Source organism: Chryseobacterium gambrini, assembly GCF_900156825.1.
Taxonomy (GTDB): domain Bacteria; phylum Bacteroidota; class Bacteroidia; order Flavobacteriales; family Weeksellaceae; genus Chryseobacterium; species Chryseobacterium gambrini.
The window spans coordinates 563,064-581,051 of the sequence record NZ_FTOV01000001.1; the positions used below are offsets into that span (position 1 = coordinate 563,064).

General features: G+C 36.2%; 15 protein-coding genes. 4 read left to right on the forward strand and 11 right to left on the reverse strand.

All coding sequences use genetic code 11. The features are described from left to right. Nucleotides 1–9: 9 nt before the first annotated feature. The 6 genes from BW951_RS02655 to BW951_RS02680 all read right to left on the reverse strand — a co-directional run bounded on the left by BW951_RS02655 (nucleotide 10) and on the right by BW951_RS02680 (nucleotide 6,506). Complete coding sequence (locus tag BW951_RS02655; protein ID WP_076390364.1) at nucleotides 10–777, reverse strand: class I SAM-dependent methyltransferase; 768 nt, start codon at nucleotides 775–777, stop codon at nucleotides 10–12. Next, nucleotides 777–1,586 (reverse strand): type I methionyl aminopeptidase, encoded by an 810-nt coding sequence (gene map / locus BW951_RS02660; RefSeq protein ID WP_076390365.1) that lies wholly within the window; start codon nucleotides 1,584–1,586, stop codon nucleotides 777–779. Before map ends, BW951_RS02655 begins: the two co-directional genes overlap by 1 nt. A gap of 92 nt (nucleotides 1,587–1,678) precedes the next feature. Next, nucleotides 1,679–2,110: a BT0820 family HAD-type phosphatase gene (locus BW951_RS02665; protein ID WP_076390366.1), complete on the reverse strand. Its 432-nt coding sequence runs from the start codon at nucleotides 2,108–2,110 to the stop codon at nucleotides 1,679–1,681. Nucleotides 2,111–2,202: 92 nt separating this feature from the next. Continuing rightward, entirely contained in the window at nucleotides 2,203–3,183 is a 981-nt protein-coding gene (locus BW951_RS02670) for an acyl-ACP desaturase (RefSeq protein WP_076390367.1), read from the reverse strand. 259 nt (nucleotides 3,184–3,442) lie between these two features. Next, nucleotides 3,443–4,984, reverse strand: coding sequence for a 2,3-bisphosphoglycerate-independent phosphoglycerate mutase (gpmI, locus tag BW951_RS02675; RefSeq protein ID WP_076390368.1), 1,542 nt, complete (start codon nucleotides 4,982–4,984; stop codon nucleotides 3,443–3,445). A gap of 286 nt (nucleotides 4,985–5,270) precedes the next feature. Beyond that, entirely contained in the window at nucleotides 5,271–6,506 is a 1,236-nt protein-coding gene (locus BW951_RS02680) for a DUF2268 domain-containing putative Zn-dependent protease (protein ID WP_076390369.1), read from the reverse strand. Nucleotides 6,507–6,742: 236 nt separating this feature from the next. Between BW951_RS02680 and BW951_RS02685 the strand changes: the two genes are divergently transcribed. Continuing rightward, nucleotides 6,743–7,066 (forward strand): translation initiation factor, encoded by a 324-nt coding sequence (locus BW951_RS02685; RefSeq protein ID WP_076390370.1) that lies wholly within the window; start codon nucleotides 6,743–6,745, stop codon nucleotides 7,064–7,066. Between the two features lie 152 nt (nucleotides 7,067–7,218). On the opposite strand, the gene BW951_RS02690 is transcribed toward BW951_RS02685, so the two are convergent. The 4 genes from BW951_RS02690 to BW951_RS02705 all read right to left on the reverse strand — a co-directional run bounded on the left by BW951_RS02690 (nucleotide 7,219) and on the right by BW951_RS02705 (nucleotide 13,402). Continuing rightward, nucleotides 7,219–8,118: a leucine-rich repeat domain-containing protein gene (locus BW951_RS02690; RefSeq protein ID WP_076390371.1), complete on the reverse strand. Its 900-nt coding sequence runs from the start codon at nucleotides 8,116–8,118 to the stop codon at nucleotides 7,219–7,221. A 58-nt stretch (nucleotides 8,119–8,176) separates the two neighbouring features. After that, complete coding sequence (locus BW951_RS02695; protein WP_076390372.1) at nucleotides 8,177–10,321, reverse strand: PhoX family protein; 2,145 nt, start codon at nucleotides 10,319–10,321, stop codon at nucleotides 8,177–8,179. A 210-nt stretch (nucleotides 10,322–10,531) separates the two neighbouring features. Further along, nucleotides 10,532–11,377, reverse strand: a complete 846-nt coding sequence (locus BW951_RS02700) for a tetratricopeptide repeat protein (protein WP_076390373.1) — start codon at nucleotides 11,375–11,377, stop codon at nucleotides 10,532–10,534. Between the two features lie 198 nt (nucleotides 11,378–11,575). Beyond that, nucleotides 11,576–13,402 carry a cytochrome-c peroxidase gene (locus tag BW951_RS02705; protein WP_076390374.1) on the reverse strand — a complete coding sequence of 609 codons (1,827 nt, stop codon included), beginning with the start codon at nucleotides 13,400–13,402 and terminating at the stop codon, nucleotides 11,576–11,578. Nucleotides 13,403–13,657: 255 nt separating this feature from the next. On the opposite strand from BW951_RS02705, the gene BW951_RS02710 reads away from it, so the two are divergent. Further along, entirely contained in the window at nucleotides 13,658–14,512 is an 855-nt protein-coding gene (locus BW951_RS02710) for a nucleoside phosphorylase (protein WP_076390559.1), read from the forward strand. A 158-nt stretch (nucleotides 14,513–14,670) separates the two neighbouring features. Here the strand turns inward: BW951_RS02710 and BW951_RS02715 are convergent, their stop codons facing one another. Continuing rightward, a complete protein-coding gene (locus BW951_RS02715) occupies nucleotides 14,671–16,050 on the reverse strand; it encodes a hypothetical protein (RefSeq protein ID WP_076390375.1) in 1,380 nt (459 codons plus the stop codon). A 675-nt stretch (nucleotides 16,051–16,725) separates the two neighbouring features. On the opposite strand from BW951_RS02715, the gene BW951_RS02720 reads away from it, so the two are divergent. Both BW951_RS02720 and BW951_RS02725 read left to right on the forward strand, forming a co-directional pair. Beyond that, nucleotides 16,726–17,025: a DUF883 domain-containing protein gene (locus tag BW951_RS02720; protein ID WP_076390560.1), complete on the forward strand. Its 300-nt coding sequence runs from the start codon at nucleotides 16,726–16,728 to the stop codon at nucleotides 17,023–17,025. Between the two features lie 120 nt (nucleotides 17,026–17,145). Next, nucleotides 17,146–17,955, forward strand: a complete 810-nt coding sequence (locus tag BW951_RS02725; protein ID WP_047375319.1) for an enoyl-ACP reductase FabI — start codon at nucleotides 17,146–17,148, stop codon at nucleotides 17,953–17,955. Nucleotides 17,956–17,988 lie beyond the last annotated feature (33 nt).

Here is a 17,988-nt window from a genome sequence, read left to right on the forward strand (position 1 = left end):
ACGTTTTTGTTATTTTTTATACACTAAAGGCAGAATTTCATTTTCTCTAAGCCCGTATTTTTTTATTTCCTCTTCGGTAAACTGTTTAGAATAGAAATTAATATCCGTTTCAAATCCAGCTTTTTTCAGTCGGTCGAAATAATCCATTCCGTACCAACGAACGTGATCGTACTGCCCGAAATGTTTCTGACGTTCTTTCGGATCTTTTATCGTAAAATCTTCATACGTTTTTTCCAGAGAATTTTTCATCGGAACCTGCAGAATTCCCCAACCTCCCGGTCTTAAAACACGGTACAGTTCGCTCATCGCTTTGGCATCATCTTCAATATGTTCAAGAACGTGGTTGCAAAAAATAATATCGAAGCTTTCATTTTCAAAAGGAAGATCGAGAATGTCTGCTTTTACGTCTACAATCGGCGAAAAAAGATCAGCTGAAATGTAGTTTAAGTTTTTCATTCTTTTAAACTTTCTAAGGAATTCCTGTTCCGGAGCAATATGCAGAACTTTGTAATTTTTAATGAAAAAATCGGTTTCATTTTGTAGGTAAAGCCACATCTGGCGGTGTCTTTCCAGACTCAACGTTCCGGGAGACAAGGCGTTTTCACGCTGACTTCCGTATCCGTAAGGAAGAAATTTACGGTAAGATTTTCCGTCAATAGGATCAAAAAACGTATCGCCTTTAAAGAACTGATAGATAAGTGGTCGTGCCCAAATGCTCATTTTGATAAGCATCGGACGCGGAATCTTATTCAGTAAAAGTTTAGTGACTTTTTTCATTAAAAATCCAATTGGAAGGCTTTTTCTTCATCGCTTACGATTCCCAAAGCATCATAAATATACTGGAACGTTGAAAGCAATACAGGTTTTCCGTTAATTACCGCAACATCGTGCTCGAAGTGCGCAGAAGGCTGATTGTCTAAAGTTGTCACCGTCCATCCATCATTATGGAATTTCACTTTTTCAGTTCCCAGATTAATCATCGGTTCGATTGCAATCGTTAATCCGTCTTTAATCACTTTTCCGCTTCCCTGTCTTCCGTAATTCGGAACCTGCGGATCTTCATGCATCTGTCTTCCGACACCGTGACCCACCAATTCTCTTACTACTCCGTATCCTTCTTTTTCACAGTGCGCCTGAATAGCGTGGGAAATATCCCCGATTCTTTTTCCTCTCACACACTGCTCAATTCCTTTATAGAGAGATTCTTTGGCTATTTTCAATAATTTTTTTGTTTCCGGCTTTACTTCTCCGATTTCGAAAGTATAGGCATGATCGCCTACGAAACCGTTCAGAACAGCACCACAGTCTACAGAAAGCACATCTCCTTCTTTAATTTCTTCTTTGCTCGGAAAACCGTGAACCACCTGCTCATTCGGAGAAATACACAAAGAGTACGGAAATCCTCCATATCCTAAAAATGCAGGTTCTGCACCATGATCCTTGATGAAATCGTGTGCTAATTTATCCAGATATAAAGTGGTAATCCCGGGTTTGATTTCTTTCGCCAACATTCCTAATGTTCTGGAAACCAAACGGGCACTTTCTTTCATAAGACGTAGTTCGTCTATTGTTTTTAATTGAATCATTGTTTTAATTTACCAATGTATTAGTATATTAATGTAACAATATCAATAATTGGTAAATTGATACATTATTAAATCGTTACATTTTAATTATCCTACCAGAATAATCCTTTTTTCTTTTCTTTTTTTAGTTTTGAATAGGCTAAAACCTCTTTTCCTTCCACACGGAATTCTATTCTTTCCTGAATAATATTGTAAATTTCGCCCCATCCCGGAAAACCTCCCAGATTTCGGTCATCTATAAACCAATCTGCATCCAGCTTTCTGGATTGTGTTTCCGGATCGAAAACTTCTCCTTCAAAACTTGAATTGACTGCATAAAATTCAATCCCGTTTTTTCTGCAGAATTCTACTGCTTCATCTAATGTTTTTCCGTGTCTGTATGTCCACAGAATCAATCTGAACCCCTCTGCCTGAAGTCTTCTAAGTGTCTCGAAAGCAAAAACCTTTGCCTTGCCGATTCCTGGGTACGCATCATCTACGATGGTTCCGTCGAAATCAACAGCAATTTTCTTATTATTCATCATTATATTTAAGATTTAGAAATGCAAAGATACAAAATAAAAAGAGTGCCAAAAACACTTAGCACTCCTACTTTATAATTTATCCAATTATAGAACTAACTTTTCACCCAACTGAACTGAAACTGAAGATCCGGCGTTGAAATTCTGTCCGTGATTTTCTGAAGTCTTGCAGGAAGTTTCATTAAATACTCCTGTGCTTTTTCAGCTTTTTCATTAAGACCTTTTACGTGTTCGATTTTCCATTCATCCAGAAGGTCTTTAAGGATATTGATGTAATCCTGTCCTGTATACACCATGCATCTTTGCGCAGCGTCTGAGAAATGTCCCCAAAGCTCTCCTGCTTTTTGTCCGGACTGCCTCATCATGTGAGCCGGCATTACGATTTTTTTACGCATCATGTCTTCAAAAGCAAGAATCATTTCCGAAGGATCGATCTCAAGGATCTTTTCTACAAAATGTTTGTAAGCTTTCGCGTGTCTTGCTTCATCCGCCGCAATAACTCCGCACATTTTGGCTAATTTTCCGTTTCCGGACTGTTTTGCGAGAGTTCCTACTCTTCGGTGAGAAATATTGGTCGCAGTTTCCTGAAAACTTGTATAGATGAAGTTTCTGTAAGGATCCATGCTTGTTCCCAGATCGAAACCGTCATTAATAAGATATTGAGTGGTAACCTCAACTTCTCTCATGTTCACTCTTCCGCACAGGTAAAGATATTTGCTTAAAAGATCTCCGTGTCTGTTTTCTTCAGCAGTCCATGCTCTTACCCAGTTTGCCCAGCCGATTTCTTTCTGCTCCTGGTCTACTCCGTCTACTCCCATTAACCAGGATTCGTAAGAAGGCAAAGCTTCTTCTGTGATACAGTCGCCGATAAGCGTTACGAAAAGATCATAAGGCATTTCGCGTGCGAAAGTCTGTATTTCTTCTAAATCATGTTTAAAATCTTCACTCGACGGATCCGGAAGATAATCGGAAGGCTGCCAGATTTTCTCGATTGGCGTTAAAAATTTATTCAGAAAAGAACCTACCTCCTTTTCCAAAATTCCCATTACTTCTTTCCTTACAAGCTTTTGATACATTTTTAGAATTTAGATTAAACTGCAAATTTATAGTTTTATTTATTATTTAGGACATAATATTTTGTTAATTATTTCTGATATTAGTCATAAAAAAATACCGCTATGTAAATAATAACGGCATTTTATCTTTATTATTTCTGAATTTTAAATAATATTTTAGATTAAAGTTCGTTAGGATTTTTTCTACTGTACTTTTTTAAGTTTGAAAAGTCTGTCGCATTTAACAATGATTTCATTCTTTAAAACTTTTATCTCTTATTTAGCTGACTAAAATATCGCCAGTCATAATCTCAGGAATTTCCACTCCCATCACTTTTAAGATCGTAGGTGCCACATCGCCCAATTTTCCGGGCTTAAGATTCCATGTCTGATCTTTGTCCATTACGATGAAAGGAACCAGATTGGTGGAATGCTGTGTATTTGGGGTTCCGTCCGGATTAATCATCACATCAGAATTTCCGTGATCTGCCAAAATGAAAACGGCATAACCGTGCTCGTAAGCTGTAGTTGCCACTTTTTCAATGCATTGATCTACGGTTTCGGCTGCTTTAACGGCTGCTTCAAAAACTCCGGTATGACCTACCATATCTGTGTTTGCAAAATTCAGACAGATAAAATCCGCAGTTTCGTTTTCCAGCTCGGGAACAATCGCGTTGGTAATATCGTATGCTGACATTTCGGGTTTTAAATCGTAGGTCGGAACATCTTTCGGACTTGGGCAAAGCAATCTTTTTTCGCCCACAAATTCGGCTTCCCTCCCTCCTGAAAAGAAAAAGGTAACGTGAGGATATTTTTCTGTTTCCGCAATCCTGATCTGCGTCTTATGATTTTTTTCTAAAATCTCGCCCATCGTTTCGTGCAAAACTTCTTCATCGAAAACTACATGAACGTTCTGGAACGTTTTATCATAGTTTGTTAATGTAACATAGTAAAGCGGCAGTTTTCTCATGAAAAACTCCGGGAAATCTTTCTGGGAAAGTACTTCAGTGATCTCACGACCTCTGTCTGTACGGAAATTGAAGCAGATCACCACATCCTGATCTGTTATTTTAGCAATCGGAACCACATTTCCTGTCTGCGTGGAATCAATCATGATAATCGGCTTGATAAACTCATCCGTCACATGATTATCATAAGATTTCTGAATTGAAGCCAATGCATCCGTAGACTGTTCTCCAACTCCTTCTACCATCGCATCATAAGCCAATTTTACACGCTCCCATCTTTTATCACGATCCATGGCATAATATCTTCCGACTACGGTTGCCAGTTTTCCTACTGTTTTTTCCATGTGATCCTGAAGTTCTTCGATAAACCCTTTTCCTGAAAGCGGATCGCAGTCGCGTCCGTCTGTAAAGGCATGAACGAAAACATTTTCATTCAATCCGAATTCGTGAGCTGCCGTTAAAAGTCCTTTTAAATGGTTGATATGTGAATGTACTCCTCCATTGGAAACCAAACCGATGAAATGTATTTTTTTATTTTCTTTTTTAGCATAATCAAAAGCATCCTGAATGACTTTCTGCTGACCTAAAGATCCGTTTTCGACTGCCATATTCAGCTTTACCAGATTCTGGTACACTACTCTTCCCGCTCCTAAATTCATGTGTCCAACTTCGGAATTCCCCATCTGTCCTGCAGGAAGTCCAACTGCCAAACCACTCGCTTCGAGTGTTGTATGCGGAAAATTTTTAAGGCAGTTATCTATAAAAGGAGTGTTTGCTTTATCTATGGCTGAAACGTCCGGATTCATTCCCAATCCCCATCCGTCAAGGATCGCTAATATTGCTTTTTTCGACATTTTGTATAAACTTTTGTCCTACAAATTTATTTATTTTGAAATGAAATCAACAATTGACGGACTTAAATTTTGTTTAAAATATAATAAATACTGAAATCTTACAAAATTTTTTCTCTAGCGGATTTTTTAGATTTTTTTAAACGCAAAGGTTCGCCAAAATTATTTTTGACTGCTATTCTTTAAGTTCGCAAAGGCGTTTCACTTAGCAAAGCTCACAAAGAGTTTGCCTAATCTTTAAAATAGAAAACTATAAACTTCCATCATCAAGTTTCACACTTCCAGCTTCTTAATTTTTAAACCAATTGTTTATTTTATATGATATTTTTTTTGATTTTGGCTTATCTAAAATAATATTGCTTCCTTTTTCAAAACCTTTTACATCGGCTTCCTGATCCCAAGTTCCTTTTGTAAATTTCAACTGCGCAGGGAAGTGTAATTTTAAAGTGAGTGTACGTTCGAAATCACTTTTTCTATTCATTTTTACGGATGAAGCGTTCCAGTTTCCTAATTCTTTCTGATTTCCAACAATATAGACCTCATCATTTTTATCGGGAACATTTACCGTAAAAGTAATTTCGGAAGGTTCTCCAGAAAATTCACTGAAAAAATCTTCATATTTTAAATTCTTTTCTTTTGCATATTGCTGAATGTAGGAATCCAGAAAACCACTTTCTTTTAAAAACAAAAAAGGATCCTCAATATTTAAAATGTCATGTACAGCTTTATGCTTGTCTGTCTGCTTATTAAAATACGCTTCACAAATTCTGTATCCGATCCAATATCCCAAATCATTAGGTCTATCATCTTTTTTGTTAGTTCCGTAAAACCAATCGTCGAAATCATTACTTTTATAGCGTGTCACAAATTCTTTACAGAGTTGATCCAGATGTGCTTCTCCATATTCAAAAGGTATGGTATTCATCTTTTCTCCTGAAACAAACTCTCCTATAAAATCCGCTCCACCTTCCGTAACTGCCTGTTTCAAAAGATTATTTCCTCCTTTATTATTTTGTTGAAAATGAATCATTTCATGAACGATAAGCGCAACAACACCATTCAGATTTTTGAATAATTCTGTTCCAATGGAAATTCCATCTGGTGAAGAATTTCCTCCGGTTGTCATTCTTCCGTACACAAAATATACAGTCTGGAATTTCGCTTCCGGATACCAATATTTTAAAGCACTGTATGATGATTTTAACTTTTTATCAATTGAATTAATTGCTTTTAATGTATTTCTCGTCTGTAAATATTGTTCTTTATTTTTTTTCACTGTTGCATACAGAGAATCGGCGTTAATGATGCGGTATTTAATAAAGGATTGTACTCCGGGTGAACCTTTGTCTATATATTCTGTAAAAGGATTGGTTTTGGAAGTTTCCATTTTATCGAAAGCTTCCCAGAAGTTTTGAGCGTCTTTTGTTTCTATGACAGCTTTCAGAGGATCTTCCGTTAGTTGAGCATTTGCGGTTCCGAAAGCAAGTAAAAAAGTTGCAATAAAATGCCTGGCTAATAGTTTCATATTTGGTGTAAATAAAATATTTTTTGTTATTAACGATCAAAAATAAAAAAATGTTGTCAATGATTTTATTTTTTGTTTATAAATCACAAATACATGAATTTTTAAATATCTTCTAATTATGTTTTTAACACTCAATATTTTGATTTTTATAAAGTTTGGAGCTTTAAAAATATGCTGAAATCGTTTAGTTTGTGATTTATAAATAGAAAAAGTAAATATTTTATTAATTTTGCTGTATGGATTTAAGAGATCAACTGAAAAACCTTTTTCCTGATCATGAAGAGCAGGATTTTGAGATGCCTGAAGAACAGTTCAGACAAAAGGAACCTTTGGTGTGTAAATTTGAGAAAAAAGGCAGAAACGGAAAGCCCGTAACGATTGTTGAAGGCTGGGAAGGAAGCGAGGAAGAACTTAAAAACATTTCAAAAAAGATAAAAACCACACTGGGAATCGGTGGTTCTGAAAAGGATGGAACAATTATCATTCAGGGAGATAACCGTGATAAGATTATGAATATCCTTAAAGAAATGGGCTATAAAACGAAAAGAGTTGGCGGATAGTTTTAGTCATTAAAGCATTTGATTTTCTTAGCGCGATGGTCGCTAAGTCTTTTTTAAATAGACTTGAAATATTTTACGGTCGCAACGGCACTTCGTTCAGCAAATGATAGCGGAAGCCTTGCAAATGTTCCGTTAAAATAATTTTAAGATTTTTAAAAATAGATCTGCGTTTGCGGCATGATGGTTTTTAACTTTTCGATGGTTGATTTTTCCATCGGATTACCTGTTAAGATCAGTGTTTTAAGATTCTTCAGTTGAGAAAACTCGGAAGGAAGATCTTTTAGCTGATTGTTTGCTAAATTCATGCTTACTATATTTTTCAGTCCTTTTACTTTGGGCGGAATTTCTTTGATATGGTTTTGGCTTACATTTAAAAACTCCAGATTTTTTGACTGAAATAAATTTTCGGGAAGTTTTGAAATTGAATTCTGCTGAAACTCTATATATTTTATGTCTTTAGGGAATTTTAAATCTCCCAAATCGTTAATCTGATTGGAAGCCAGATTTAATGATTTCAGGTTTTTAATCTGATCTAAATCTTTAGCAATAAAACTGATCTGATTTCCCTGCAAATTAATTTCCTCCAGACTTGGAATTTTTAGTAAAGCTTCCGGAAAAACGTTCAGATTATTAGCATCAAGATGGATCACCTTTAATTTCTGAAGTTTTGCCAAATTCGGATTTATCTTCGTTAAACTATTTAAATTAATGGAAAAGCTTTCCAGTTTCTGAAGTTCTGCGATTTCGTCCGGAATATATTTAATGCTGTTTTCGTTTAAGTTTAAAATGGTAAGTTCTTTCAGCCTGAAAATTGACTCATCCATTTTCTCAAACCTGTTTTCCATTAAATTCAGGAAAAAGATGGATTTTAACTTTTGGATTTCAACCGGAAGATTGAACATGGTTTTTCCTCTGAAACTCATGCTGTAAATGGTTTGTCCGATTTTTATGGCGTCATCCACATTGGTATACGTCGGATATTTTACAGGATCAATCTGTGCTTTTGCCTGTGAAAGTATTAAAAATGAAATAGAAAAAAAGAGCTTTTTCATACAAATAAAAAACTACCGGCAATATATCATCACCGGCAGTTATGTAAATATTAATAATTTATTTTTTAAGCAATTTTACCGTCTGCTGGAATCCTCCTTCCGCTTCGATGTTTAAAACCAGTACTCTTGAAGATTCAAGCTGTCTTGTAAAATCTAAGTCTAAAACTTTATTCAGTCCTGAATATTTCTGGGTGAAAACAATCTTCCCATCGATACTGTACGCTGTTACCATAATATTTTTCAACCCTTTCGGAGAATTGATCTTCACCAATCCTGAAGTCGGGTTCGGAGCAACAGTTACTGTATTTTCTGTTTGAGCATCAATTGTTCCTAATGAACCTGTAGTTCCTAAATTGTTTTTAAGAGCGATAACAACGGTTGCCGATTTTCCTCTGTAATCAATCGTATTTCCTGTCGCATCAATATCAGTTGAAATCGTAGAATCCGGATGCTGTACGGAGAAGAATCCGAATTTGTGATCCGGCGTGAAAGTAAGTCCGGTCGGCTCCGATCCTGCAGGCATGGAAGCGAATAGTTTCACTTTAGGATTTGCCTGAGTATGATCCGGAGCGATTACCCAGATGTAGTTTTTACCACCATCCTGAAGCACCCAAAGATTTCCAAGTTCATCGAACGTAAGGTTGTCGTTTCCGTCTCCCCAAGCTTCGGTTTTTGTTCCCTGCGCTGTGTCGAAAGAATAGTTCGTCGTAAGACCTCCTACGAAAGTTTCCACCTGAGAAGCTGTAGCTCCGTCATCTTTTAATCGGTACACTTTATTAAGACCTTTTGCCGTAAAATAGATTTTTCCGTCAAGCGGACTGATATCCACATCTTCGATTCCGTTGAAAGACGTTCCGCCAAGAGATTGCGCCAAAGTGGTAGTGTTATTCTGGTCTGCTTTTGTTTTATTAGGAACCTGAATCCAAGTTCCGGTTGTTGCAACAGGATCTCCTCCGCTTAATCCCTGATCCAGTTTCAGCACATAAAGATTTCCGGAAGAAAGATTGTTCGGAGTATCCATGACATATTTGTAAACCATGTGTGTTCCGCCGTCTTCACCGTAATAAGCAATTGTTCCTGTATTATTGATCACTACGTTTTCGTGATTCATGATTCCCATCTGCCAAAGTTTTCCTTTAGATCCGTCCGTATTCTGGGAAATGACCTGAGCGGTTGCCGGATCTATTTCTACCAACCATCCGTAATCTTTCATTCCGTCTGCATTAACGTCGCTTGAAGTGGTCTGCTCTTCCGCAGTTACCACCGTTCCCCACGGAGTAACGCCTCCCGAACAGTTTCTGATGGTCTGAACCAGACTCGGAGCCGAAAAGCTCACTGCTCTTGATCGGGACAACTGCCAAAGTTTCGTGGTTGCATTATAATTAATTTCCGCCATGGTAACTCCTCCCGGATTTGTTTCGTGGTTTACAGAAAGATATCCGTTTGTGCTGCTTGCATTTTTCGGAACATAAGCTGTGAAATCGTTCTGTCCTCCTACTAAACCTCCTCCTTCTGTATAATTGTCACCTTCTTTAAGGATCAGTTGATATTTATGTTCTGTTGGAATGATTAGTTTATTCGTCTGTGCGGTAGGAACAATGGAAGTAAAACAACTGATGTGATTGGCGTTACAAGGAACCGGAGTTACGGTTGAAGTTGTTTTAAGATAAGCATCAATTCTTAAATCTGAACTTGAAGCGCCTCTGTTGTGCAATTCGATGGAGATTCTGTTGTTTCCGTTAACGAATTTGGATTTTGGAATAGAAAAAACATTATAAACACTTTCTGCCGCTCCATCGATTGTTGTACTTGATAGTGTATTGAAATCGATTGTTCCGGAAGGCATATTGTCTCTTACTACTTCTTCTCCATTAAGATAAACTACGATTCCGTCGTCTCTCATTACCCCTAATTCCATAGTGGAAGAAAGATCGTTTAAGTTTACGGTAAAATCTTTTGCAAAATAAGCCGTGATAAGTCCTGTAGCCGTTGTGGTCGTTACAGGATCACCATAACCAAGAGGTCCGTTTCCCTGAGACCATGTGGAAACATCATAAGTTGCTGTTTTCCATTGGGATGCCAAAGCAGTATTGCTATCGTTGTATTTCCATGCGGAGTTTTTGTTAAAAATAAAAGTCTGTGCGTTCAGTAACGAACCCGTGACCATTGCAAGAGCTGCAACTGTTAGTAGTTTTCTTTTCATTTTAAAATTTCGATTTATTAGACAGTGCAAAACTATCAGATTGCTGTGAAGCCCCTGTTAATAGGATTTTAAATAAATCTTGAGAAATATTAATTAATGGAAAACCGAATGTTAATTACATGAATTTTATGTTAAGTCGAAACTTATAAGAACCAAAAAAAGCCATATAAAATATATGACTTTTAATTGTATTCAATTGGGGTTAGGTTTTTAAGACAGGCTGTACCATTTTTTGAACAGACTATCGTATTCTTTCTGATCCGATTTTGTCTTAATTAGTGTAGCGAGATTAGACATCTGTCTTTCCGCATCTGCTTTTCGCTTGTTATAAATCAAAAAGTCGCAATAGTTCCACACATTGGTATAGTACGGTTTGATACTAATACTTTTCTGGTAATTTGCTTCCGCCGAAACTATATCTTTATTCATAAAATGACATGACGCCAACTGATCGTACAGAAAAGCTTCATCCTGCTGATCCCAGCTTTGGGTAAGCGCTTCATTATAAACATCAATCGCGTTCTGGTACTCTCCCTTCATTAAAAATTTCCCGCCGCGGTTGATAAATTCATTGGTTCTGTTACTGATATCCGGTCCGGAATTATCATCACTGTAAACAACACCAATCTCACCTGACATAACCGCTTTTTTCAAAAATTCCGCCAGTTTTTCATCAGATTCCGCATTATCAAAAAAATCATTGATTGGTTTCAGCAGATATTCCTCAATCTGAATCGTTCCGGTTGCCTCATTCAGTCGCTTGTACAATTTAGCCGTTAATTTATCACCCTTAACATTCATTCCGTTTAAAATTTCTGTTAAAAGATCTAAAACGCCCAATACATGGGTTCTGTACTCAAGGGTTACTTTGTCTCCGAATGGAAGAACGAATGCTTCTTTCAGCTCTTTTAAAGCGGCATTGTAATCGCCATCAGCATACAGTTTTCTGGCATTGATTAATCTTCCGGGAGCATTTTTTAAACTTTTACGGCTGGAAATTACCGTGTAAATAATAAGCACAGCAAGAATCGCTGCAAAAATGATAACGTACTTCATAAATTTAAGTTTTTAAGGTAAATAGTTTATTAATCGTATTATTTTTAGCCTGAATAATCTGCTCTGCTATACAGATATTGGTAAGACTAATTTTTATACGTTTTTATTATCGGCGCAATATAGTCATTTTAATAAAAGTTTACCTACAAATTTTATAATTGTGGTACTTAAACTGTTGGATATTTCATTTATTGTTATCTATTTCCTGCTTATATCCGTAAGAGAATTCAAAAATGCAATAATCTGTTTAATCTCTGTTTGGGTTAAATTCAGCTTATCCGAAGCCAGCGTCTGATTTTTCACCTTCAAACCAAGACCTTCTCCACCCCCTTCGTTGTAAAAATCCATAACTTCTTCCAGAGTATTGAAAGCACCGTTGTGAAAATAGGGTTTCGTTAAAGCCGCATTTCTTACGGTTACTGTTTTGAAAGAATTTTCATAGATCCATGAATTTTCCTTTCTTACAGGACTGTTGACTCTTCCCTGATCTGCATCTAATTCCAAAGGTTTCTGGCTGATTGGTTTTGCCGTAATTCCTAAAACTTCAGATTCGTTTTCATTAAAGAACGGCGGAACTAAACCTGAAAAGTTCGGTGCAAAATGGCAGGTTGCACAGTTTGCTTTTCCCATAAAGAGATTAAATCCTTTCTTCGCATCAGATGAAATTTCTTTTTCGTTTCTCATAAACCGATCAAAATCACTTTCATAAGAATATAATGAAGCTACGTAGGAACTCAAAGCTTTGGAAAAGTTTTCTTTATTGATTTCACCATTCTTAAAAGCAGCTTTAAAGGCTTTTCTGTATTCCGGTTTGGTTTTTAATTTTTTAATGATGCTTTCATAGCTTGTATTGAATTCATCTTTATTATAAATGACGTGTTCTGCCTGTTGTTCAAGGTAAAAAGCCCTCAAATCATAGAAAAATCTTTTGGCAAAAACCGCGTTATACAAAGACGGAGAATTTCTCAGCACGGTTTTTCCCTCTACATTACTCGGAGATTTTGCTTTTAAATCGGTGAACGCATTTTCCGGTAAATGGCAGGTTGCACAACTCATTTTTCCGTTGTTACTCACATTCTGATCATAAAAAATTTCTTTTCCTAGTTTTCTTAAATCTCCGTTATCTTCGTCTTTTTTTAATAATGTATAAAAATAGGGATCCAGAAAATCACTGCTGAAAAAGTTCTTGTTTCCGACATTCCAACCCGAAAATTCTTTCAGATCATCCGTTCTTCCGTCCCAGCTTCCGAATTCTTCGTATAAAGGCTGAATGTATTTTTTATAAAACTCAATCCTGTCGAACGTTTCAAAATCTGTATTTTTTGTCAGATAATTAATTCCGTTCGTTAAAATGGCATCGGCTTTCTGAATATTATAATTTTTAAAGTAAAGATCATCATGAAGATATTTTTGCATCCCTGAAAAAGCATGAACGGTTTCATCGGAAACATTCAGCGAACCCGGAGTATCGAAACCTGTAACGCCTAAACTGTAGATTCTGATCAGTTCAATTCTTAACGGTAATGTTTTATTGTTTCCTTTGCTTAAACCGTTTTTTACGGTACTTAAATAAAAACTCGCGTAGCTGTTGTATAAAAAATCTGCAATTGTTTTAATATCATTCTTCTTTTCGAGTGCTTCATCCGAAAATATCATTTCGTCCAAAACCTGTAATCCTTCCGGAGGAAGTGTATAAGCGGAAGTTCCCGCTGATTCAATATGGAAAAGCGGTGCTGCGTTGAGGTGGGTTTTGGTAAATTCAGGATAATGATACGCAACGTAAAACTCGATTTCCTTGAAAGAATTTCTGGTATTTTTTAATGACTGCTGAAGTTCTTCAAGGGAAATTTTATCTTCCGAAAAACTTTTGGCATCCGATTTTAAGTTTTCAAGCTTATTTTTGAATTCCGATAAACCATTGTTGACGAATGTATCTTCACTTTTCACTCCTTGATCTACCGGATTGAAAGACATTGCAGAAAAGACAAGCAGAAAAAGTACAGCAGCAAAGGAATAAAATCTCATGAAATTTTTTGCGCAAATCTATTAATAGCGCACAATTCGGACGTTACCACAATTTTAAATCTGAATTAAATAATGTTTACATCTCTATTCGGGTATTTTTTATTAATTTTAAACCCCGAAATCAAATTCATTACCGAGCGGTCAATTTCCAATATTGACATTCTAAAAATAATGATGAGGATCTTGGGAGAGGATTTTTAAAGATTGGCGAAAACCAATCACAATTTCAATGTATTAAACTATAAAAACGAATTTATGCTGAATAAACTTGCTGCTTCAGAACTTGTTCTGAACGAAGACGGAAGTGTTTATCACCTGAACCTTTTACCTGAAGATATTGCCGAAAAAATTATTCTTGTAGGCGATCCCGATCGTGTTGCGAAGGTTTCAAAATATTTTGACAAAGTAGAAGTAAAGAAAAATAAAAGAGAATTTTACACGCATACAGGAACATTAAGAGGCGAAAGAATCACTGTAATGTCTACCGGAATCGGGACAGAGAATATTGATATTGTGATGAATGAGCTTGATGCACTGGTAAATATCGATCTTAAAAATAAAGAGTTTAAAACGGAACATTCTTCCTTACAGTTATTCAGAATGGGAACCTGCGGAAGTGTGAATCCTGATGTTCAGGTGGATAATATGCTGGTTACGCAGAATGTTGTAGGATTGGATGGCTTAATGCATTTTTATCAGGATTACGAGTTTGAAAACGAATTTTCAAGAAATTTCATGGAAAAATTCCCTTACCCGAAAATTAAACCGATGCTTTATTTTGCAGACTGGGCGGAAGAATTGGGAGCATTGTACAAAGACGCAAAATATCACGGAAACACCGCTACTTTCCCGGGCTTTTATGCTCCACAGGGAAGACAACTGCGTTTAAAAGCTGTGGATGATAAATTTTTAGAAACACTGAATGATCTTGGCGTAACCAATTTCGAAATGGAAACTTCCGCCATTTATGCTTTGTCCAGACTTTTAGGTCATAAAGCAATTACCGTAAACAACGTTATTGCCAACAGAAGACGTGGAGAATTCTCCGCCGATCATCATGCTTCGGAAAAAAATCTTATCGAGTGGGTTTTAGAAAGAGTCATTAAATAATGAAGTAAAATTCATTTTGTGCTGTAAAATCTTACAGTGTAATAAAAATCAAAAGGATCTCATAAGCGAGATCCTTTCTTTATAACCATTAAATTAAAACTTCCTGAAGATTGATTAATCTATTTGAAGTGACGCATCGTATTATTTATTCAATTCTATTAAAATTCGTTAATCGTTACGTAGAAATGTGAAGAGTATAAACTTTCTGCATTTCCTGAAATATTGGTAAGATTAATTGTGATATTTGATGTGGAAGTCATTCTCGGGTTCGAGATAGAAAATGATGCATTTCCTGCAAAATCCGAAGCCGGAGTTACCACAATTGTCGCTCTGGTAGAGCTTGGAAGCATTGTCGCAGGAATAGCAATATCCATAGTTGTAGATTTTCCTGATGGCAGGTTATTAACAGAAACACTTGGCCAAACCTCAAAACTGATCTGGTTTTTATTTACCGTTCCTTTGCTTCCCAATTTGTACTGTCCGTTTACATCTAATCTTGCTGTTGTATTCGGAGTGCTTGTTCCTATTCCTACGTTTGCACTGCTGTTTCCGATGGCAATTGCATTATACTGGCTTGTGGTGGTATTGTAACCAATTGCTGTAGAATTCTGCCCTGTTGCAGAAGCTCCGGAACCTATTGCTGTGGAATTCTGTCCGTTGGTCACGGTATTGAATCCAACTGCTGTCTCGCTGTTGGAGTTTGTTTTTGCATTGTATCCTAATGCCACTGACTGAAATCCTGCCGCGAAAGAATTGTTTCCGAATGCAGAAGATTCGTTGGCTGTGGTTTTGGAATTATATCCGATTGCTGTAGACTGAAACCCGTCTGCCAGAGAATTATTTCCGATTGCTGTGGATTCGTTTTTATTGGTTTTGGCATTATAGCCGATCGCATTCGATTTAAAAGCGGCTGCCGTAGCTTTATTTCCTACTGCCAAACCGTCATTTGCCGTTACTGAAGCTTCGTTTCCGATAGAAACTCCCTGAAAAGCAGAACTTGAAGTTCCTATAGATATTCCGTTCTGACCTGCGTTTGCCATCGGTCCAAAACTTACGGAATTATCGACTCCCAGTCTTCCCATTTTTACAGAATTTACTTTAAAAATAAGGTCATCGTAGGTATTGGTTCCTAGAGCAAGATTGGTATTTGCTCCTGCATTGGTTCCACTGTTCGTTGCGGAATCATTCCAGCCGTTTCCTCCATTTCCTCCGGGAATAACCGGGTTTATCTGACTTCCTTCTACGGAAAGCATATTCCATTTTGCATTGTTCCAGTAAAAGAATCCTGTTTCCACTAATCCTGCCTGTCCGTTATTCCAGACAATAAGTCCGTCAGAAGGCGAAGGAATGGTAATATTATCGGTTTGAGAATCTAATGCAACACTCGGAAAAAGCACCCCTTTATTGGCAGAATGAATTTCGAGCATGGCAGAAGGGTTAGGAGAAGACGTACCTATCCCAACCTGAGCTGATGAGAAATTAAAATTAAGAAAAAATAAAGCTGTAAATAAGATTTGAAGTTTCGTCTGTTTTTGCATTTCTAGTTTATTAAATAGCTATCAGTTTGATAATGCAAATATAATATTTTTTAATAAAACATCACTTTTTTTGATTATTTCATATTTTAACACCAAAGAGTGAATAATCAGGACATAATATACCTTTTAATCACTTCTTAATGAAGAAAAATATAGAATTTATTCTATAGAAAATCGGCTCTAAACAGCAATAAAACAATGATTTTAATTTTCTCTGAATTTTTATAAAATTCGTCTTTTAATAAAAAACATCACAAAAAAATGAATAAAACACAATTTATCACACTGTGTTGAAGAAAAATACGCGCAAATACTGATGGTTTCAGGCGCTTATAACGCTGTAAAATACAATAATTATAACATAATAGAAAATATAAATATTAATTATTTATGAATTTAATAACAACAATTATTTACTATTAAATTATAAATTCATTACAATAAAAATTTATGGAGTCATTATATATAAATAGCTTTTTCTTTTTTAAGTTCCTCATTTCTGACAATTATATGATCATCATAAAAGATCTTCAACATCGTATAAAGCAAAGTGCCAAACAGAATCTGAAACCAGTTTATCCTTAAAAATAAAAGTTTATGAAAATTTTAACAATCAGAAAAAATTTTAGGAATAGTTCTTGTTTAATCATAATCACACAAACAAAATATCACATTATGAACAATTCAGAATACAACAAAGCAGAAAACGCAGTAGATAACACAAAAAACTCGTTAAAAGATGCGGCAGACAATGCAAAATGGAAGGTAGAAGAATTGGCAGACAGAGCCAAAGATTATATCAATGAAAAAAGAAACAGTGATGAAGAAGCAAAGCAGGAAGACTGGCTGGACAGAGTAAAAAACAATTTTGCTGATGCATGGGATGATGTGAAAGATAAAGCCAATGATGCATGGGAAAAAACGAAGGATGCTGCTGAAGATGTAAAAGCAGAATGGAACAAGAAAACGAATTAAAATTTCAGTCATATAAATATTTTCAAGAAAAACGGAGTCTTTTTACAGAAGGCTCCGTTTTTTATTATGTACTAAACACAAATATTGCTACATTTGTATAATAATAAACATTAAAAAATTATGTCATACGGTTTACTTAAAGGCAAAAAGGGAATTATTTTTGGAGCCCTTAATGAACAATCGATCGCATGGAAAGTTGCAGAAAGATGTCATGAAGAAGGTGCTGAATTTATTTTGTCTAATGCTCCTATTGCTTTGAGAATGGGAGAACTTAACGGTTTAGCAGAGAAAACAGGATCTGAAGTAATTGGTGCAGATGCTACTTCTATTGAGGATCTTGAAAAACTTTTTGATGCTGCTGTTGCCAAATTCGGTAAAATCGATTTCATCCTTCACTCTATCGGAATGTCCATCAACGTGAGAAAAGGAAAACATTATACAGAAATGAACTACGACTGGTTGGAAAAAGGCTGGGATATCTCTGCGGTTTCTTTCCACAAAGTAATGAGAGTGGCTTGGGAAAAAGACTGTATGAACGAATGGGGAAGTATTTTGGCGCTTACTTATATTGCGGCTCAGAGAACATTCCCGGATTATAATGATATGTCTGATAACAAAGCCTATCTTGAAAGTATCGCAAGAACATTCGGAAATTACTGGGGTGAAAGAAAAGTACGTGTAAACACGGTTTCTCAGTCTCCTACAATGACGACAGCGGGAAGCGGCGTGAAAGGTTTCGGAGGTTTCCTTGGATATGCAGAAGATATGTCTCCACTAGGAAATGCTACGGCTCTTGAATGTGCAGACTACTGTGTAACGTTATTCTCTGATCTTACGAAAAAAGTAACGATGCAGAATCTTTTCCATGACGGAGGTTTCAGCAGTTCGGGGGTTACTCAGAGAGTGATCAGTAAATATGATACTGAATAAAGATTGAACTTATTATAAATATAAACCAAAGTA